This is a genomic window from Shewanella sp. 10N.286.51.B8, assembly GCF_041469325.1.
Lineage (GTDB): Bacteria > Pseudomonadota > Gammaproteobacteria > Enterobacterales > Shewanellaceae > Shewanella.
The window spans coordinates 103,735-124,111 of record NZ_JBFRKG010000018.1; the positions used below are offsets into that span (position 1 = coordinate 103,735).

General features: G+C 43.3%; 14 protein-coding genes. 11 read left to right on the forward strand and 3 right to left on the reverse strand.

The window, feature by feature from the left end; all coding sequences use genetic code 11:
- Positions 1-154 precede the first annotated feature (154 nt).
- Positions 155-2,245 (reverse strand): elongation factor G, encoded by a 2,091-nt coding sequence (gene fusA / locus AB4160_RS08345; RefSeq protein ID WP_102436739.1) that lies wholly within the window; start codon positions 2,243-2,245, stop codon positions 155-157.
- Between the two features lie 422 nt (positions 2,246-2,667).
- Positions 2,668-7,224 carry a biotin carboxylase N-terminal domain-containing protein gene (locus AB4160_RS08350; RefSeq protein ID WP_372004194.1) on the reverse strand — a complete coding sequence of 1,519 codons (4,557 nt, stop codon included), beginning with the start codon at positions 7,222-7,224 and terminating at the stop codon, positions 2,668-2,670.
- 124 nt (positions 7,225-7,348) lie between these two features.
- Here AB4160_RS08350 and AB4160_RS08355 point away from each other — a divergent pair, with 124 nt between their 5' ends.
- The 11 genes from AB4160_RS08355 (at position 7,349) to AB4160_RS08405 (ending at position 19,075) form a co-directional block, all read left to right on the forward strand.
- Positions 7,349-8,260 carry a LysR family transcriptional regulator gene (locus AB4160_RS08355; RefSeq protein WP_102436735.1) on the forward strand — a complete coding sequence of 304 codons (912 nt, stop codon included), beginning with the start codon at positions 7,349-7,351 and terminating at the stop codon, positions 8,258-8,260.
- 56 nt (positions 8,261-8,316) lie between these two features.
- Positions 8,317-9,510, forward strand: a complete 1,194-nt coding sequence (locus tag AB4160_RS08360) for a hypothetical protein (protein WP_372004196.1) — start codon at positions 8,317-8,319, stop codon at positions 9,508-9,510.
- Positions 9,511-9,604: 94 nt separating this feature from the next.
- Complete coding sequence (locus tag AB4160_RS08365) at positions 9,605-10,180, forward strand: SprT family zinc-dependent metalloprotease (RefSeq protein WP_102436731.1); 576 nt, start codon at positions 9,605-9,607, stop codon at positions 10,178-10,180.
- Positions 10,181-10,394: 214 nt separating this feature from the next.
- Entirely contained in the window at positions 10,395-11,111 is a 717-nt protein-coding gene (locus tag AB4160_RS08370; RefSeq protein ID WP_198589380.1) for an endonuclease, read from the forward strand.
- 12 nt (positions 11,112-11,123) lie between these two features.
- A complete protein-coding gene (gene rsmE, locus AB4160_RS08375) occupies positions 11,124-11,870 on the forward strand; it encodes a 16S rRNA (uracil(1498)-N(3))-methyltransferase (protein ID WP_102475341.1) in 747 nt (248 codons plus the stop codon).
- 37 nt (positions 11,871-11,907) lie between these two features.
- Entirely contained in the window at positions 11,908-12,861 is a 954-nt protein-coding gene (gene gshB / locus AB4160_RS08380) for a glutathione synthase (RefSeq protein WP_102436726.1), read from the forward strand.
- Between the two features lie 65 nt (positions 12,862-12,926).
- Positions 12,927-14,408, forward strand: a complete 1,482-nt coding sequence (locus AB4160_RS08385; protein WP_241901135.1) for an alkaline phosphatase — start codon at positions 12,927-12,929, stop codon at positions 14,406-14,408.
- A gap of 98 nt (positions 14,409-14,506) precedes the next feature.
- Complete coding sequence (locus AB4160_RS08390) at positions 14,507-15,541, forward strand: methyltransferase (protein ID WP_102436724.1); 1,035 nt, start codon at positions 14,507-14,509, stop codon at positions 15,539-15,541.
- Positions 15,542-15,734: 193 nt separating this feature from the next.
- On the forward strand, positions 15,735-17,402 hold the full coding sequence (locus tag AB4160_RS08395; RefSeq protein WP_372004198.1) for a DUF342 domain-containing protein: 1,668 nt from the start codon (positions 15,735-15,737) through the stop codon (positions 17,400-17,402).
- Between the two features lie 101 nt (positions 17,403-17,503).
- Positions 17,504-17,881, forward strand: a complete 378-nt coding sequence (locus AB4160_RS08400) for a DUF4144 family protein (RefSeq protein WP_102436720.1) — start codon at positions 17,504-17,506, stop codon at positions 17,879-17,881.
- 63 nt (positions 17,882-17,944) lie between these two features.
- Positions 17,945-19,075, forward strand: a complete 1,131-nt coding sequence (locus AB4160_RS08405; RefSeq protein WP_102436718.1) for a site-2 protease family protein — start codon at positions 17,945-17,947, stop codon at positions 19,073-19,075.
- Positions 19,076-19,215: 140 nt separating this feature from the next.
- Here AB4160_RS08405 and AB4160_RS08410 read toward each other — a convergent pair whose 3' ends face one another.
- Positions 19,216-20,364 carry a succinylglutamate desuccinylase/aspartoacylase family protein gene (locus AB4160_RS08410; protein WP_102436716.1) on the reverse strand — a complete coding sequence of 383 codons (1,149 nt, stop codon included), beginning with the start codon at positions 20,362-20,364 and terminating at the stop codon, positions 19,216-19,218.
- Positions 20,365-20,377: the final 13 nt, after the last annotated feature.

Below are 20,377 nucleotides of genomic sequence, written 5' to 3' on the forward strand. Positions count from 1 at the left end.
AGGAGTAAAGTTAGCTGCTTATTTAACCAAGCGCTAGCGCTATTAGTTTTATATTTATTAATAATTTTTATTTTTTATCCTCAAATTTAAAGCATAAAAAAACCGCTGTAAGCATTAGCTTGCAGCGGTTTTTATTAAAGCTTAAACGCTAGAATTACTTCTTAGCAGCAGCTTCACGTTCTTTAACGTCAGCAATTACTTTTTCAGCAACACTGTTAGGACATGGGTTGTAGTGAGCGAATTCCATAGAGAATTGGCCACGACCTGATGTCATAGTACGTAGTGAACCGATGTAACCGAACATTTCTGATAACGGTACGTCAGCTTTAATACGAACGCCAGTAACACCAGCCATTTGGTCTTTAATCATGCCACGACGACGGTTAAGGTCACCAATAACATCACCAACGTTGTCATCTGGGCTGAATACGTCAACGTTCATGATAGGCTCAAGAAGTTGTGCGCCAGCTTTAGGCATAGATTGACGGAATGCGCCTTTAGCAGCGATTTCGAACGCGATAGCTGACGAATCAACTGCGTGGAAAGCACCATCTGTAAGTTCTAGTTCAACGTCTAACACAGGGAAACCAGCAACAGTACCGGTATTCATCATGCTAGCAAAGCCCTTCTCAACTGCAGGCCAGAATTCCTTAGGAACGTTACCACCAACAACTGAAGACTTGAAAGTAAAGCCAGTATTTTGCTCGCCAGGACGGATAACATAGTCAATTTTACCAAACTGACCAGAACCACCAGACTGTTTCTTATGCGTGTAGCTATCTTCTGTAACCTTAGTGATAGTTTCACGGTAAGCAACTTGAGGTTCACCAACGATTAAGTCAACACCGTAAGTACGCTTAAGGATGTCTACTTTAATGTCTAAGTGAAGCTCACCCATACCTTTAAGGATGGTTTCGCCTGAGTCTTCGTCAGTTTCTACGCGGAAAGATGGATCTTCTGCAATCATTTTACCGATAGCGATACCCATTTTCTCACTGCCGCCTTTATCTTTTGGCGCTACAGCGATAGAGATAACTGGCTCTGGGAATACCATTGCTTCAAGAGTACAAGGATGTTTAACATCACATAAAGTGTGACCAGTTTGAACATTCTTCATACCAACGATAGCGATAATGTCACCAGCTTGCGCTGAATCTAATTCGTTACGCTCATCAGCTTGCATTTCAACCATACGACCAACACGCTCAGTTTTACCTGTAAACGAGTTAAGGATGGTGTCACCTTTGTTGATCTTACCAGAGTAGATACGTACGAAGGTTAGTGCACCAAAACGGTCATCCATGATTTTGAATGCTAACGCTTTGAATGGCTCGTCAACTGAAACTAAAGCGTGTTCGCCAGTTTCGTTACCTTCTTCATCAGTAAGAGGTTGTGGGTCAACTTCAACTGGGTTAGGTAGGTAGTCAACAACAGCATCAAGAAGAAGCTGCATACCTTTGTTCTTGAACGCAGAACCACAGTATGTAGGGAAGAATGACATATCACGGGTACCCTGACGGATACAACGCTTGATTTCTTCCATAGATGGCTCTTCGCCTTCCATGTAAGCTTCCATTAGGTCATCGTCTTGCTCTACAGCAGTTTCGATTAGCATTTCACGGTATTCTTCTACCATGTCTACCATGTCAGCTGGAACGTCTTCGATTTTGTAGTTCTCAGCTTCGCCAGTTTCGTCCCATACCCAAGCTTTACGAGTTAGTAGGTCAACAACACCACTAAACTCATCTTCGATACCAATAGGAAGAACCATAACTAGTGGGTTAGCAGCTAGAACATCTTTAGTTTGCTTAACAACACGTAAGAAATCAGCACCCATACGGTCTAATTTGTTTACGAAGATGATACGAGCAACTTCTGATTCGTTAGCATAACGCCAGTTAGTTTCTGACTGAGGCTCAACACCACCAGATCCACAGAATACACCAACACCGCCATCAAGCACTTTTAGTGAACGATAAACTTCAACAGTGAAGTCAACGTGACCAGGAGTGTCAATAACGTTAAAACGGTGGTCATTCCAGAAACAGCTTACTGCTGCTGACTGAATAGTAATACCGCGCTCAGCTTCCTGTTCCATGAAGTCAGTAGTAGATTCACCATCATGAACTTCACCGATCTTATGGATCTTACCGGTTAGCTTTAGGATACGCTCGGTGGTCGTGGTTTTACCCGCGTCAACGTGAGCGAAGATACCAATGTTTCTGTATTTGGATAATTCGGTCATGATTCAACTTTAATGATTAGTTAAGAGGTAGACGGAGCGTGTAAAAACTTAGACACACCGCACATCAGGTTATTTAAGGCGCATATTGTAAGTTGGAACCTGCAATAGCGCAAATAGGACTTGCAATTTTTATCGCATTTTACGTAAATAAATTCGATAAAAATACACATTTCTTATATAAAACAGAGAAATAAAACTTATCGTTTATTTTTCGAACAATAGTGTTTTTTTACTTCTAAGCTGTTTAAATTGACCTTAGGTTACTACAACAAGGTTAATATTGACTTAATAGCCTTCATTTAGGTGAATTTAAGTTGTTCTTCGTCGACTGATGCAAAAGTATTTAATTCGCTGTCGGACATAAAAAAATCCCTAAAAAAGCTTTAGGGATTTTTGTGTCATCAAGCAATCAAGCGTTAAGCTTATTCGCCATCAAGGGGCAAAATCACAAACAGTAAGTCACCTTGAGAAACTTGCTGACCATTACCGTTTAGAATGCGCTCAATGCGATACTTTTTATCTTCAGGGTACAGCACTGCATTTTGACGGTTAAAGCCGGCTAAGCTTACTTGAGAGAACATCTTCATCGCTTCAGTTAGCGCTAATGTTTGCTCTACTGTGACTATGTCACCTTCTTTAACAAAGTCAGGCTCACCCGGTGCTGGTGAGGTATAGAAAATACCAGCGCCTTGGGCTAACACTTTAAGCTCGTTACTTTCAGCAACCCGTAAAGACTCGGTATCTAAACCAACAGTTTCGGCCGCCGCTTCCATTTCAGCAATCAAGGCAGGTACATCTAACTCAGCCATCAAGCGTGGTAGATAGTTAGTATCGTAAACACCTTGATTGAAGGTCGCATCCTTAAGGATAAGCTTCAATAATGGAATGTTAGTGGCAATACCTTTGATGTAAGCTTCATCTAAGTAAGCAGACATCTTAGTGATCACATCTTCACGAGACTCACCGCGAATAATAATTTGCGCGATTAAGCTGTCGTAATATGGCGATACTTCTTTACCCGTTTCAGCAATTGAGATGATTTCAACATCGTCTCTTTCAGGCATGAAGCACTCACTGATCTTGCCAGGGTTTGGCAACAACTGCAGCACACCATCACTATCAAGGGCTGCTTTTTCAGCAGTAATACGCACTTCCATGGCGTAACCTTGTTCAACTGGCTCTAGATCTTCAATTGAGCGACCCGCAGCAATATCAAACTGGGCACTAACAATATCGATTCCTGAGGTTGCTTCAGTCACTGGATGCTCAACTTGCAGACGGGTATTCATTTCCATGAAGTACACTTCGTTAGCATCAAGGTTGTAGATAAACTCAACCGTACCCGCACCCATGTAATCAGTGGCGTCACCTAATGCACGAGTGTATTCAAGTACCCGTTGCTTAAGCTCTTCAGGCAACATGGTTGAACCCGATTCTTCAATCACTTTTTGGTTATTACGTTGCACTGAACAGTCACGAATACCCAACACTTTGGTGTTACCAAACTTATCACGCAGTAACTGCACTTCGATATGACGCAATGAGGTGACGTATTTCTCAAGGTAAAGGTCACCGTTACCAAATGCTGCAGCCGCTTCAGTTGAAGTCTTTTGGAACAAACCAATCATGTCCTCAGCTTTAGTTACCACTTGGATGCCTTTACCACCACCACCTTGTACCGCTTTAAGCAATACAGGGTAACCAATTTCAAGCGCTACGTTTACCGCTTGCTCGGCGTTGGTCAAAATACCGTGGCTACCCGGCACAACAGGCACGTTTTGGCCTTGTGAGGTTTTAATCGCGTTTGATTTGTTACCCATAGTCGTCATCGAATGCACGCTTGGGCCAACAAAGTTTACGCCATTGTTAACACATAAAGCAGCAAATTGCGGGCTTTCTGACAAGAAGCCAATACCAGGGTGAAGCGCATCAACGTTTTCGTAATCTGCCACTTTCAGGACAGAGTAGGCATTTAAGTAACTCTCATCAGAGGTGTTACCACCAATACAAACCAGCTTATCGTTCACTTTAAGCATGTCTGCAGGCACTGAGGTCATATCAGGATCTGATGCCACCAAAACAACATTAATTTTGTTGTCATGGGCTTTACGGATCAACTTAACCGCAGTACAACCACGTGCATGGATAAGCACTTTATCAATCGGCTTCATTAACGCACGAGGATCGTCTTGAACAATCTTCTCTTCAATGGCTTTAACTTCAGGCACTAAGGTTGATACAGCTTTAGCAATGATCTCTTGAGCATGCAATGTTGGCAGTGGCATTAACGGATCAATACTTGATAATTGGCTATCTAAAGTATCAGTGAATGGGTTATGCACTAAGCCTGTCATCGCACCCGGTACTTTAGACAAGTAGTTAGATAGCGTTGCTGTTGATGGCAAGTATGCAGGCACCACCATTTGACCAGCAAATGGCATGTTAGTACCTGATAGATAATAAGTTTGCACTAACGGATGGGTCACAAAGCTTGCCTGTGCGCCACCAGTACAATCACCAAAACCAAACATCAGTACTGGTAATTCATTATCACGAACAAAGCGCGTAATACGGTCATTCACTACAGCCATTGAGAATAGTGCAGCTGCACCTTCTTTCGTTTGCATACCGCCAGAACTGATAAAACAAACAACCGGTAACTTACGTTTGGCACATTCAATCAGTAGTGCACTGAATTTCTCAGCACTTGCCATATCAAAAGCACCTGCTTGGAAGGCAATGTTTGATACCGCAACACCGACACGCAGTTTTTGGCCGTCATTATCAAAGTCAGCTAAACCGGTAATTAAACCACAAGGGCGAATACCTTTGTCTAAAGCATCTTCAATGGATAAACGGAACCCAGGGAAGTTAAGCAAGTTGGCAGACATCTTATCGCCATTAAGCTCTTCAAACTCAGTGAAGAACTTACCAATAATATTTTCCCAACCCATTTTCCCTTGGCGTTTTTCATCACGAAGGACTTTTTGGATCAGTAGATCTTGGTAGCCCATGGTGAGGCGGTTCCAGAAATCTTTACGACGTCCAATGCGCACTGGGTTGATGGCACCTGTGTACTTAGACTGGTCTTCTTCACTGTCAAAATACTCTGGCAATAAACGCTCAAAGAAGTAGGTTAAGATTACAAATAAACTGTCGTTTAATTGTGGGAAACCGACACTTTTCCATTGTTCTACACGGGTTAACAGTTCTGCACGGTTAGATTGCGCCATGAAGAATTTAAGCCATTTATAGAACTTGCTCTTATCGTTGGCTTCATCATTATTTGATAACGCAGTATCGATGGCGTTATGCAATAACTTATCAACTGATTCACGTGACAAGCTCTTAGACATCATCGCTTCTTTGGAAATCGACGCTAAGTTAACCACCACATTGTCATATAGTGCATTAAAGATTAATACGTTATGACATTGCCAAATGAAGTCTTCACGCAACTCATCATTGACCACAATATCAAGTACAGTCAGTTGATTCAGCTCAGGCCAAGGCGCTTGAGTAGTAGATGATGGCAATGATTCAAGGTGCTTAATTAAGCCTTTGAAGTTGTTAGCTGAGTTACCTTTCCAGCGATGATACAAAGACCAGCCGATGTTAAAGAGCAATGCCTTACGGGCTTTCTTATAGTTCTCTTTCGGCTCACCTAAGATGAAACGAGTGATCACGTTACGTTCAGCTGAAATCTCGCTACGTTTGGCATCAAAAGTGCCCCAAAGCTTATTCAACTCTTCGTCGTAAACTAATTTATCAGGCGTCGCTAACCAAGATTGAAATACACTGTCTTGCTCTTGCTGAATACGCGCCAGTAAATCACCTTCAGGTACACTCACTTTCGACAAACGGCCATACTGTTCAACCGAAATTGAATGAATACGACTGCGCACAGTGAGATAACGCAAATAACGATAGGCACTACCAAACACATTGTGGTGCATGGTTGGACTGTTCGCCACAGCTAAGCCTTGGTTATTTTCTAAGGCTGAAAGGTTTTTAGAGGGGTCTAAATAGCGCGCTAAACTACGATCATAATGCTCTCGTAAATCGTCAGATTCACGTACAAAAGTGATGGCTGCATTTTCTACCGCTTCAATACCACTGATAATCGCGCGGCGCAGGTTATGCTGACGCTCGTCTTTATCATAAGGAGAAAAATCAACTATACCGTCAATACAACCAGCAGAAAGCAACTCTTCTGGTGATACCCCCACAGACTTAGCACATTCTTGCCATGACAAGTTGTACTTGCGGGCAATGCTTTGTAAGCCTTGCGGTTGAATAGTGTTAAAAATACCGTCACGTAATGACAATAAGATGTTTGCCGCCGCTAATGGAATCGCGCCACCAGAGTAACCTGCGCCGATCACGATACCGACAGTTGGGACGTCAACATTGGCACTTTCTGCAATGGCTTTTGAAATGGTATGGGCTTGGTTTTGGCTGTTAGCCACTTCCCCCGCATCGGCGCCAGGAGTATCAATTAAGTAAACGATTGGCATTGATAACTCAGCAAAGTGACGGATCGCTTTACATGCAGCTAAATGATGCTCAGGCATCCACGCACCGTTTGCCGAGGTTCTTTCTTGGGCGATAAAACCAATGCGGCGAGTACGTGAACCGAAATTTAATTCAATTTCAGCACTGTAAAAAGAACCTAAGTGAAACTCAGTGATCAACTTACCTTTTAGATCAGCGATAACACGTTTTGCACTTGGGCGGTTTTTATCTAAAGTCGGTTGAATAACTTTAGCCACATAACTATCGACATCTAAGGTCGACAGTTCTTTTAAATTTGCTTGGATCGCATCTTCAGATAACAATCCTTTGATTTCTTCAGCTAAAGTTTGCTTACTGTGAGCTGGAAATAATGAAAAATCTTTAGCTAAATGCTCCGCTTTAAGAAAGAGCGGGTCAGCCGATTGTGCCGATGTCTTGTGTACGGGCTGCTTTTTGCTAGTCATCCTTAGATCCTCTGCTTATATAGCCTCTAAAATTTTTAGTCGGTAAATATAACTTTGTTCCCTGTACAATTACCATTAAACTATTGGGGACGCTTTGTTCCATTTTTGAGACAGTGAGGCTAAGGTGCCTGATTTAAACGGTATGATGCTGTTTGCAGCAGTAGTTAGAGCAAAAGGTTTCTCCCAGGCGGCCAGAGATATTGGCCAGCCAAAATCAACCATAAGTCGTAAAGTCGCTCAGCTAGAAGAGCAACTTGGTGTACGCTTGCTGCAACGTGATACCCGTAATTTAAGTCTGACTCAAATTGGTGCTTTGTTTTATCAACATTGTGATTCTATCCGCCAAGAAATTGAAGCCGCCAAAGCCATTATCGAAAATACCCATAGCGATATCTCCGGTTCATTGCGGATTGCCATTCCGGTGTCATTCTCTCAAGACGTCATTGCCACCCTTTGCAGTAGCTTCATGCGCCTTTATCCCAACATCGAGCTCGACGTTCAATTCACCGACAGTAATGTTGGCTTAGTCGGCGAAGGTTATGATATTGCCATAAAATATGGCCCATTAGAATCTTCTGACTTAGTGGCGCGGTTATTGTTTGAACGCCAACCTATATTAGTTGCAAGCCCTGGATATCTCAAAAAATCAGGCACACCAGCAACCCCTCAAGAGCTGGCCCAGCACAGTGGCATATTATTAGGCACCAGCATGTCGGCGCCTATTTGGCCGGTAGGTAAAGGCAATCGCAAAACCATGGCCACCTTTAAACGCAAGGTCAGGGTCAATAGTGCCAGTATGGTCAAACGCCTCGCTCAAGATGATTTTGGTATCGCCATGCTATCCAATAATAGCTGTAAGCAAGAACTGGCAGCAGGCAGTTTAGTGCCATTACTGCAAGAGTGGCCTATGGAACCCTTCAAAGTGTACGGGGTGTATTCAAGTAGACGGCAATTAGCCAGTAATATTAGCGCCTTTTTAGATTTTTTCGCGAAACGATATGGTAGCCAAGAGTCATTACAATCAATAATGAATTAGTGCTAAAGCCGTGTTAAATTAAACTCATAAAAATAAAACATCCTAAAGGAATAGTCATGTTCAAGCCCTTGTTTGCCCCCTTATTTAACCGTACTGCTTTGGCAGCTTTTACTGCCTTATTGCTAACTTCAGCCCCTACTGTTGCCCAAGGCTTCAGCATACAACGAGACGTTGAAGAGTTACGTTTACCCATAGCGCTGAGCTCAATGCCTGCCGTGGTTAATCAATATGAACACTTTAATAGCAGCTTAGGTAACAAGCTGGTTAACTCAACTGATGAGCTAGTCATTACCCAAATGGTCGCAGCCCAAGGCACCCAACTATGGCAGCAAGCGGTAGCCGATGTTCAGTCAGGCAAACACGATGATCGCGGCCTATATTGGAGTCGCCTTGCTATGCGAGAGACCTTAAAAACCGCCCATGCGGGTTATAATATTGTCCCTTGGCAGCGTGACATCTTGATTAAAGCGTTTGAGAAGTCTTCAAGAGGCTTAAGCGACATTCAGTTTTTACCCGAAAGCCAAATTAAAATTCTCGTCACAGGTTTTGACCCATTCTTTTTAGATAAGCATATTGATCAAAGTAACCCATCAGGATTAACAGCCTTGGCTTTAGATGGCGTCACTTTTAATGTTAATGGCAAACAAGCTCAAATCGAAACGGTGATGATCCCGGTGCGTTTTGCCGACTTTGATAACGGCATGATCGAATCACTATTAACGCCTATGTATCGTGATAATAGTGTTGATATGATTTTTACTGTCAGTATGGGGCGTGATAATTTTGATTTAGAGCGCTTCCCCGCAAGAGGTCGCAGCGCAGCAGCACCTGACAATTTGAACGTTTATACTGGTGCAAATAAAACCACCCCAATGGCTCCACTTTTTAATGGCGGTAACTTAAACGGTCCCGAGTTTGTGGAGTTTTCACTGCCTGTCTCTGCCATGAAGCAAGCCCAAGGTGACTGGAGCATCAATGACAATCATCAAGTGACCAGCATTAGCAGAGGTCAATTTGATGCTAAGTCCATTTACGAACTGGCTAACGAGCAATCGGTAGAAGGCTCTGGCGGCGGTTATTTATCTAATGAGATTTCATATCGCAGCATTTTATTAAAGCAACAATTTAACCGTACTTTACCGGTTGGCCATATTCATACTCCCAGAGTCGCAGGTTTTGATGCAGAAATGGAATGGAAAATGGTGCAGCAAATCCGCGAAATGGTAAAACTTGCTGCGGGTTCGCTTTAGCATTAGTTTTATGCCCTGCTGATAATGCTATTATAGCCTTATCAGCAGGCGATTTCGCCTACAGCAACTTACAACTCTTTACGATTAGCTTATTATGTTCAAATCTATTTTCGCACGCCGAACATCAACCCCCATAGCAAATACCTGTACTAAACATCTTGCTTCAGAGGCTCGTATTCCATTACCGAAAACCGAAGCCCAACAGCAAGTATTATTGAAAATAGAATCCGACTATCAATTGGCCGAGCAGCAACTGCAGCGAAAATTTCCCCGTCCGAGCATTCTATTTAGCTTAAGAGGCAAAAGCGCTGGCACTGCGCATCTACAATTGAATAAACTGCGCTTTAACCCAGTGTTACTAGAAGAGAATGTCGATGCATTTGTAACCCAAGTGGTGCCCCATGAAGTTAGTCATTTATTGTGCTTTCAACTGTTTGGCAAAGTGAAGCCCCACGGTAAAGAGTGGCAACAGTTAATGAACGGCATTTATCAAATACCTGCAGACACCACCCATCAATTGGACACTAAATCCGTTGCAGGTAAACAGTTTCAGTATCATTGTCAGTGCGGCCCGGTCATGCTCAGTATTCGCCGCCACAACAAAGTCACTCGCAATCAAACTCAATACCGTTGTATCCGCTGTTCACAGGTACTAACAGCCAAAACATAGCCGTAAATAATTTTACTTTATCCTAATATTTATCATTCACTTATAGTGATATTTGCCATTGTTAGCATTGAAATAACACAATTGATTGCATCCCCAGTTTCAATCCCTTACCATCCTTCGCAAATATCAGGCTATACCACCCGTATAACGCCTGTGCCGTATATAAAAATCAGGGTCTTTTGTGCAACAGTATTTAAAACATATTTTACAGCCTCTGTGGCTGTTAGTGCTTTTCACCGCTATCATTTTAACGTCATCAAATTTACACGCAGCTGAACACCCGAAAAGTTTTCGAAGTGCTAAAAAAATTGCTCAGCAGATTTATAGTAGCTCGCTCCCCATGAGCAGTTTTTATTGTGGCTGCGACATTAAGGTGGTCGGTAAGCAGTGGAAACCCGATTTAGAAAGCTGTGGTTATCAGGTTAGGAAACAAATCCCTAGAGCTAACAGAATTGAATGGGAACATGTAGTTTCTGCTTGGGAGTTTGGCCATCAGGAACAATGCTGGCAAGATGGTGGCAGAAAAAATTGCGGCAGAGTTAGCCCAGAATTTAAGAAAATGGAAGCCGACTTACACAACCTCACTCCAACCGTGGGTGAAGTCAACGGCGACAGAAGCAATTACCGTTTTAGTCAGTGGAATGCAAAGTCTACCCTATATGGCCAATGTGATATGGTAGTCGACTTTAAGGGCCGAAAGGTGCAACCACCTGAGCAAAGCCGCGGCGCTATTGCCAGAACCTATTTTTACATGCAAGACACTTATGGGTTGTCGATTTCATCTAGCCAACAACGCTTGTTTGAAGTTTGGAACAGCTATTACCCTGTCAACGAAACAGAATGCCTGCGGGATCGTTTAATTGCAGAAAAACAGGGTAACCATAATAAAATTGTCTTAAAACAATGCCAAACCCTCAGCCTCATTGATTAAGGATTGTTATTTATGCGAGTTCCAAGAATTTATCAGCCCGTCAATGAGCTAGCGCTCAACCAACAAGTAAAGCTTGATGAAGACGGTGCAGCCCACATTGGCCGAGTGCTGCGTATGACACAAGGTGAGCAAATCAGTTTATTCAGCGGTGATGGTTATGACTATTTAGCCAATATCATCAGCGCCAATAAAAAGAATGTCACTGTGGAAATCATTACAAAAACGGCAAATGATTCAGAGTCACCGTTAGATTTACATTTAGGCCAGGTTATTTCTCGTGGTGACCGCATGGACTTTACTATTCAAAAGTCTGTTGAATTGGGTGTCAGCACCATAACCCCGCTATTTTCAGATCGCTGTGGAGTCAAACTTAATGGCGAACGGCTCGATAAAAAAATCGCTCAATGGCAAAAAATTGTCATTAGTGCTTGCGAGCAATCAGGGCGAAGTGTGGTCCCTGTTGTGCGCCCAGCCATGACCTTAAGTCAGTGGTGCGCTGAGCAAACCGATGCGCTAAAGTTGAACCTACACCCAAGAGCGGCACATGGTATTAATGGTCTGTCATTGGATGAGAGTAAAGATAGCCATAAAGTTCGTTTGCTAATTGGTCCTGAAGGCGGTTTATCAGAAGAAGAGATCGCCATGACAGAAACCCAACAATTTACCGATGTATTGCTCGGTCCAAGAGTATTACGAACAGAAACCGCTTCGCTAACGGCTATCACCGCCTTGCAACTTAGGTTTGGTGATATTGGTTAATCAATGATGCATGCATTGAGAATATAAGGATAAAAGTATGATTAAGCTCGGCATAGTAATGGATCCAATTAGTGAGATTAACATTAAAAAAGATTCTAGTTTCGCCATGTTAATGGCAGCGCAAGCTCGCGGTTATCAGTTGTTTTATATGGAAATGAATGATCTTGCTATGGTTAATGGCGAGGCTACTGCCACCATGCGTTCATTGACTGTTGCAGCAAATTCTGAAAAATGGTTTGAATTAGGCGACAGTATTGATACGCCACTGGCTGACCTTGATGTCATCTTAATGCGTAAAGACCCACCATTTGATACTGAGTTTATCTATGCAACTTATATGCTTGAGCGCGCTGAAGAGCAAGGTACACTGATCGTTAATAAGCCACAAAGTTTACGTGATGCCAATGAAAAGCTGTTTACTGCGTGGTTCTCAGAATTCACCCCAGAAACCATAGTCACCAGAGATGAGCAACGCATCCGCGCTTTCCATAAAGCCAAAGGCGATATCATTTTAAAACCACTTGATGGTATGGGTGGCAGTTCAATTTTCCGCGTTAAGAAAGATGATCCTAACTTAGGCGTTATTATTGAAACCTTAACCAATGAAGGTCAGCAATACGCCATGGCACAAGCCTTTATTCCAGATATTACTTCTGGTGATAAGCGCATTTTAGTGGTCGATGGCCAGCCAGTGCCCTTCTCACTGGCACGCATTCCACAAAAAGGCGAAACCCGTGGCAATTTAGCCGCTGGCGGCCGTGGTGTGGCGCAGCCGTTATCGGAATCTGATTGGCATATTGCTAACACTATCGGACCTGAGCTTAAAAAGCGTGGGCTTATCTTTGTTGGTCTTGACGTGATTGGCGACAAGCTAACTGAAATTAACGTCACCAGCCCAACTTGTATCAAAGAAATTGAAGCCGCATTTGATGTGGATATTACTGGGATGTTGATGGACTCAATTGAAGCGCGTATCAATAAAAAAGCATAAATCAAAAGGATAGCAGCAGTGGAGATCATTGCTGCTGATATTGTCGAACACATTTGGGACTACACATGCATTTAAGACGTACGCTAGGCTTACTGCTTAGCTTAACCCTGTGGTTTTCTAATACCACTGTTGCCAATGAACTTATCGCTGAAGCCGCCATTAATACTGATACTGCTAGCCAAACTCAAGCTGAAGCTGCTGTTACTTCCGAAGCCATTTCGGAAAAAGCAGCAATTGAACAGGTTGTAATTGATGACCCCGTAATCGTCGCGCCAATTACAGCACTAAAAAGCACTAACAAAGCTTCAACTACAGCAGCTAAACCTAAAAACATGGTCATCATGGTGGGAGATGGCATGGGCCCAGCTTACACCAGCGCCTACCGCTACTTTAAAGACAACCCCAATACCCAAGAAATCGAGCAAACCGTATTCGATCGGCTGTTAGTGGGCATGGCAAGTACCTACCCTGCTCGCAGTAGCGGTTATGTGACTGACTCTGCCGCCTCGGCAACCGCGTTAGCCACAGGATTTAAAACCTATAATGGCGCGATTTCAGTCGATGAAAATAAACGCCCACTGACCACCATTATGGAACTTGCCAAAGCGGCAGGCTTATCCACGGGTGTCGCGGTATCAAGTCAGGTGAACCACGCTACTCCTGCGGCGTTTTTAACGCACAATGAGCACCGCAAAAACTATAAAGCCATCGCACAATCATATTTAAACACCGATGCTGATGTCATTTTAGGCGGCGGCCAACAGTATTTTTCAGCTGAACTGTTGCTGCAATTTAAAGACAAAGGCTATCAACACATTACCGAGTTTGAGCAACTTGATAGTATCACTGAGCCAAAAGTACTGGGTTTATTTGCCCCAGTGCAACTGCCATGGGTCATTGATGATAAGCAAGGCCATAAACTTAGCAGCTTAACGAAAAAGGCCTTAGAGCTATTAGCTCAAAACGACCAAGGCTTTGTGTTACTGGTTGAAGGCAGCCTGATAGATTGGGCTGGACATGATAATGATATCGCCTCAGTGATGGGCGAAATGGATGAATTTGCCAATGCCATTGAAGTGGTTGAGCAATTTGTTCGTCAACGTAAAGACACCTTGATGGTGGTTACCGCCGATCACAACACCGGCGGACTTTCTATTGGTACTAATGGAGAGTATGAGTGGCAGCCACAACTCATTCACGCCATCAATGCCTCACCAACGAATATTGCTCAGCAGTTAATTGCTACTGATGACTGGCAAACTAAGTTTAATCAACTGATTGGCTTTGACGCCAGCCAAGAAGAATTGACTCAATTAAGTAACGCCCGTATGCAGGGTGAAAAGCAGCTTACTGCCACTATATTAACAATCATTGATGCCCGCACTAATACCGGCTGGACCACACTGGGTCACACTGGATTAGACGTGCAGGTTTTTGCCGCAGGTCCAGGAGAAAGACTGTTCAGTGGCCATCAAAACAACACTGATATTGCCACTAAGATGATGAGTTTATTACCCCAAAGCCAAACTGTTATTATCAGTAATTAATTACTGATGAAGAAAGCTTAAAGGGTGACAATTTTGTCACCCTTTTTATTGCCGGTATTTGCTATAATCGACAGATTATTTTTTCAAAGGTTAATCTCGTGCTTACTAACGCTTCTCAAGTCATTTTAAGAAATGCTGAATTCATTGAAAACCAAGATGTTTTAATTCTAAATCATGAAGCTGATACCTTGGCGGCTGAGTTGCTTAACAGCGCTGCATCTGTGACGAGCTTAGCATTAGACTTTAACCATTATTTATTATTGCCGCAAAAACAACAAAAAGGCTTAAGCAGTCACTTTGGTCATCAGCTGCCAACTACCGATGCAGAAAAACGCTTTGATGTCGCTATTATCTATTTCCCAAAAGCTAAGCCCCTAGCGCCTTATTTATTTAACCTCGCCGCCAAGCATTTAAAGCAGGGCGGACACCTAATTGTCGTAGGAGAAAATAAAGGTGGGGTTAAATCGTTAGCAAAGTTACTACCTGAGTATTTCTCAACCCCAAGTAAGCGCGATAATGCCCGCCATTGTTTATTATTTGTCAGTGAGTTAATCGCCCAAGCACCTGTATTTGACCTTAATAATTGGGTCAGCCAATACTCATTATCAACCCCTCAAGGGGAGATCACCATTTGTAATCTTGTGGGCGTGTTTAGCGAAAAGCGTCTCGATCAAGGTACAGAATTATTGCTATCGCATTTGCCGACATTAGAAAAACGCGTATTGGACTTTGGCTGTGGTGCTGGGGTTATTAGCGCGGCCTTACTAAAAGCAAACCCAAGTTTATCCGTTGAGTGTATTGATATTAATGCCATGGCTTTAAAAGCCTGTGAACTCACCCTTGCCGCAAATGGTATGCAAGCAAAAGTGTATCCCTCTGATGGCTTTAACCAAATTAGCGGTCAATTTAATGGCATCATTGCTAACCCACCATTTCATGATGGCTTAGCCGCAACCACCCAAATTGCCAAAGACTTTGTTAAATCAAGTGCATCAAGCCTTGCCAAAGGCGGCGTCTGGCAAATTGTCGCTAACCGAAACTTGCCGTATGCCGACACCATAGCCGCTGAATTTGGCCAAGTAAATGTGCCAGCAGAAAACAATAAATATAAATTATATCAATTTAATAAATAACAAAAATGGCTCCACGGCTATGGAGTTCACAAATTATTTGATTTAGTTATAAAACAACCAATTACTGACTAGTTTTTATCCCTAAAAAACGCTACATTTTGTTAGCTAATAATAAACGTCATCTAAGGCGTATCGTTCTACCCATTGGGCAGCCTAATAAGCTCAAATGTAGAACGTAAAAATAAGGGATTTTATGCTAGCATCAGATTTAGCGGTTTTTAATGTTGATCAAACTCAAGTTGAGCTTCGCGTTACGCCTAGCCGTCACGGCCCCATCACTGAAGATGATATAACCCAGTTACTTAATCAGCCTGAATTTGCCATGCTGCGGCCCTTAGAGCAAAACATTGCTAAGGCGACCGCTGAAGTAAATAGTCACTGCAGTGTCGATAGCGGTAAACACGAATTATTTTTTATTATTGCTGAGCGCCTTGATGGTAAAGTCATCATCGAGATCAGCGAAGATAAAATGTCAGCCTCAATGAGCTTGGTGTCTGCCTATGGCGGCCAAGACCCAACACTGCCAACCATTTTAAATGCGCTTAAATTCCATAAGGTTAAAATGGGCTTAAGCAAACCCAACATCCTATCGCTACTACAACAATTAGACACCTTACCGCCAGGTGAGCAATGTCGCTCGCTGATCGCCCACGGTAAACAGCCCCAAAATGGCACCAATGCCAGCCTAGCAAGGCAAGTGCCATTAGCCCGCGAGCGCTTATTGCAACCCCAAGAGCGAGAAGATGGATCGGTGGATATGCGCGATTTGGGCGCCATGATCATGGTAAAACCAAACGATGTATTAATGATTAAAACCCCTGCTACAGATGGTGTTGCAGGTTATAACGTCAATGGTGATGTTTTGCCGCAAATCCCCGGCAAAGACATGATTATGCAGCCAGGTAATGGCACTCAACTGGCCGTCAATGATCCTAACTTATTAATTGCGACAGTTTCAGGTCAGCCAGTTGAAACCCGCCTTGGCATGCAAGTGGATGATGTACTACAAATTAAAGACGTTGATGTCAATTTTGGCCATGTGAACTTTGAAGGCAGCGTGTTAATTAGCGGTGATGTCCATGAAGGCATGCAAGTGAAAAGTAGCGGCGATATTACCGTCATGGGGTTTGTGGACTCAGCAACACTGGATGCCAAAGGCGATATCATTGTCAGTAAAGGCATCATTGGTCGCCAAATTAAAGAGCATCAACTTAGCACCACAATTAATGCCCAAGGACAAATTTGCGCACAATTCGTGCAATACTCAAGCCTTAATGCTGACAATGATATCTTAGTGACCAAGCAATTACTTCATAGTCACGCATGTTCAAACGGTGTCATCACAGTGAGTGATCCTAGCGGCAGACGAGGCGATCTGGTTGGTGGCAAGGCGAGCGCTAGCAAAGGCATTCATGCGGTGGCAATTGGCGCTACAGCAGGCACTAAAACCGCATTATTTTGCGCCATGGATCAAGCTCAAATTCGCGCAGAAGTCAAAACTACCCATGATAAAATCAAACAGCTTGTCATTGCAGGCCTTGATATTGAAGCTAGATTACGCAAGCTGCCACCTAAAAGCGAATGGCAAACCGATGCAGGCATGATAGAGCAAGTAAAAATGATGCTGGATGAAAAGAAACAACTCGCCAGCAATCGTGCGCAGTTAGAAGCGCAGTTCAAGCAATTACAGCAAGATGCCGATGGCTACTATAATAAGCATTTTATTCAGGCCAAAAAGCATATCTTTACCAACGTTAAAATTAATATTGGCCCGTCTAAAAATACAACCCAACGGGAGCACGGCCCTTGCCTCGTCATGAATAAGCAAAATGAAATTAGTTTTGATTATGGCAACCGATAGTTGCACTATGTAACGGGTACATACTTCAAGCGGCAATAGTGTGGCCTTAAATCATTGAGTTTATCAATGGTTACTCAGTGTCACCGCCTACAGGTTTTATCATGCAAAGTATTTGTTGGCCCGCAGTCATCAAGCAGCAAAGCTGTGACGAGCTTATTTATCTAGCTAGTGATAGAGACTGGCTAGAGTTTTGCTGCTTAACTCCTCATATTGCAGGTACCTGCGATAAGTTACTCGACAGTGAAGGCAATACTTTCGATATTTCCATCAACTCAGCAACAGATACCAGCCAACCTATAACCGTAGCCGCATTGCCTCAATTAGCATTAAGCACTCAGGCTATCGACTTAATGACTTTCATTCATTATGTACGCCAACATGCCCAGCTAAATGGTCATTGCTGCAGCGCAAAGCTTATTTTCAGTACTATTAGACAAGGAATTGAAACGGTTGAATTTCTTGAGTCTGAATTTTCTTGAGTCAGCCTCACGACTCAGGCAAAATGCTGTTCCACATTTTATCCCGTAATACGAGTATCAAGCATGGAACTGTTAAACATAGAATGCCTAGGAAAACGCCTACGATTAGAGGGCTCCATGGCTGGCTGGCAACAGCTCTATTGGGATAATCAACTGGTTTCGCAAAAGTCGGCTTCTGCTGATAATCAAAGCTTTACTATCCACGAATTTGAGTTGTCTAGACCGAGTTCACTAGCAGAACCCAGTCATGATGATGTCATCACCCAAACCAACCGCCAAGTCATGAAAGTGCGCTTAGAGTCTGATGTGCAGTGGCAACCATTTATCATCAACTATACGGTTTTGGTGGACAATAACACCATTGCCGATGGCCAGCGTAACAGCAAGGACATAGAACGACAAACCCCTGAAGTGGCCCCAGTTAAACAACAAAAATTCAGTTTTGTTGGCTTAGCCTCTCTAGGTTTTAAGTTACTTAAAAGCGCCAAAGTGATTAAAGCCATGCTCGCTGCAGCCAGTGTGGCGGCCTACTCTTGGCTATTTTCAATTGAGTTTGCATTAGCCTTGATTGCCTGTTTGGTTATCCATGAATATGGTCATATCAAAGCAATGAAACACTTTGGCATGAAAACCAAAGGGATTTATTTGATCCCATTTATGGGCGGCCTTGCTGTTAGTGACGAGCGTATTAATACCCGTTGGCAGAACGTGGTGATCTCTATTATGGGGCCGACTTTTGGCCTGTTTATGTCCATCGGCTGTATGCTGGCTTATTGGCTGACGGGTAATATCTTTTTTGCCGGACTGGCCAGCTTTAACGCCCTATTAAACCTCTTTAATTTATTGCCGATACTGCCTTTAGATGGTGGTCATATTTTAAAAAGTATCACCTTTTCGATGAATAGCATGGTGGGTCTAATCGCCTGTATCGCAGGCGCAGCCGCTGGGGTATTCATTAGCTACAGCCTTGGACTGGCATTACTGGGCTTCTTATTATTAATTGGCAGTCTTGAGATTGTATTTGAATGGAAAAGCCGTCATCAAAGTCATTTATTGCCCCTTGACCGTTATGGGCAAATCTTCTCGACCTTGTGGTACTTCATTACGGTTGGCTTACTGATTGCTATTATTTGGTATTTTGCTGCATCTGGCGATGAAATGCTGTCGATGCCATTAGAAATATTAAGAAGCTAGTCAAATAAATAGCAGTGCTTAACATCAACTAAGCTAGCAAGAACTAAGCCTGAGAGAACTAAGTCCGTAAAAACTAAGCCCGTAAGAACTAGCTACGGGCTTAACTTGCTGAAAAAACGAAATTAACTTATCTATTTAGCTTATGGAATTTCAAATACCTTAGTCATGACTTTATACAGCTCAGTGCCTTGATGGACTGAAGCTGAAGCAAAATGCAGCACTGGCACGCAATCTATCGGCAAACTCACCGAAGTGACGGCATTATCACTGCCGTACTGATCTAACCTTAATAAGGTCACTAAAGGCTCGCCAGCAGCTAACGGCTCACCAACCGCTGCGCAGTATTCCACTAAACCCGCTTTAGGGGCATGAAACTTTTTATAATCCTTTAAGTAACAGCCCCAGCGTTTCATGCTGGCAGGAGCAACATGCTCTTTGATCACTCCCCGATGGCTCAAATAGGCCAAAATACCTAGGGCATCATTTTTAGCATCTGCCATATCAATACGTTCTTGGCTTGCTAGCTCTAAGGTAAAAGCCGCCACAGGCACATCGAATATGCGCCCTTTTAACGCTGCATATTCAGTTAATTGCCACCATGGACAAAAAACCGCTTCATCCATGGCGCCGCCAAATTCATTGGGGATAATTAACGATAAGGGGATCGAGAAAAACGCGGCTGCGGCTGCATCATACTCAGGGCAATAAAGGTGCTTTGCAGATTTAGGCCCGGTATGTAAATCAAGCACGATATCAGCGCCATGGGCCATATGTTGTAATGTCACCGCTAAGCGATGCCCGGTACTAATACCCCAAAGGTTGGCTAAACGTTGCTGGCAATTATTGACTAAGGTTTGCCTAAAAGCACTAAACAAGTCCTTGTCGGCAAAGTGTTGATGCTCAGTGAACCAGCTCGCAATATCAAGTGACTGATCATAATACTCTCGGTTCCAATTCACCCCAGTGATAGGATCAAATCGCCCTAAGGTAAACTCGCCACTTTTTTGATTAATGCCTAAAGGGTTGGCTAATGGCACGCAGTGAATATCGCCTAATACAGTGTAGTCTTGCAGTAAAGTCATCAGCTGATGTATCACCGCATTACCCTGCACTTCAGCCCCATGAACATTGGCCTGAATATAAACACTGGGCGCGGCGTCATCTGAGCCTTTAAAGCTAAACAGTGGCGCCGTTAACGCTTGGCCTGTGGCAAGCTCTCCCACTTCAACCCGAGACATGGTGGCTGAATAATCGTTAGCCTGTTCTGTAATTGAATTCACTGATGTCATACCTGCCACGTTA

Excerpts from the sequence above, each read along its gene's own strand:
- AB4160_RS08405 (WP_102436718.1), top strand. The coding sequence starts at position 17,945 with ATGGAACTGTTAAACATAGAATGCCTAGGAAAACGCCTACGATTAGAG.
- AB4160_RS08385 (WP_241901135.1), top strand. The coding sequence starts at position 12,927 with ATGCATTTAAGACGTACGCTAGGCTTACTGCTTAGCTTAACCCTGTGG.
- rsmE (WP_102475341.1), top strand. The coding sequence starts at position 11,124 with ATGCGAGTTCCAAGAATTTATCAGCCCGTCAATGAGCTAGCGCTCAAC.
- AB4160_RS08360 (WP_372004196.1), top strand. The coding sequence starts at position 8,317 with ATGTTCAAGCCCTTGTTTGCCCCCTTATTTAACCGTACTGCTTTGGCA.
- AB4160_RS08410 (WP_102436716.1), bottom strand. The coding sequence starts at position 20,364 with ATGACATCAGTGAATTCAATTACAGAACAGGCTAACGATTATTCAGCC.
- AB4160_RS08365 (WP_102436731.1), top strand. The coding sequence starts at position 9,605 with ATGTTCAAATCTATTTTCGCACGCCGAACATCAACCCCCATAGCAAAT.
- AB4160_RS08400 (WP_102436720.1), top strand. The coding sequence starts at position 17,504 with ATGCAAAGTATTTGTTGGCCCGCAGTCATCAAGCAGCAAAGCTGTGAC.
- gshB (WP_102436726.1), top strand. The coding sequence starts at position 11,908 with ATGATTAAGCTCGGCATAGTAATGGATCCAATTAGTGAGATTAACATT.
- fusA (WP_102436739.1), bottom strand. The coding sequence starts at position 2,245 with ATGACCGAATTATCCAAATACAGAAACATTGGTATCTTCGCTCACGTT.
- AB4160_RS08350 (WP_372004194.1), bottom strand. The coding sequence starts at position 7,224 with ATGACTAGCAAAAAGCAGCCCGTACACAAGACATCGGCACAATCGGCT.
- AB4160_RS08395 (WP_372004198.1), top strand. The coding sequence starts at position 15,735 with ATGCTAGCATCAGATTTAGCGGTTTTTAATGTTGATCAAACTCAAGTT.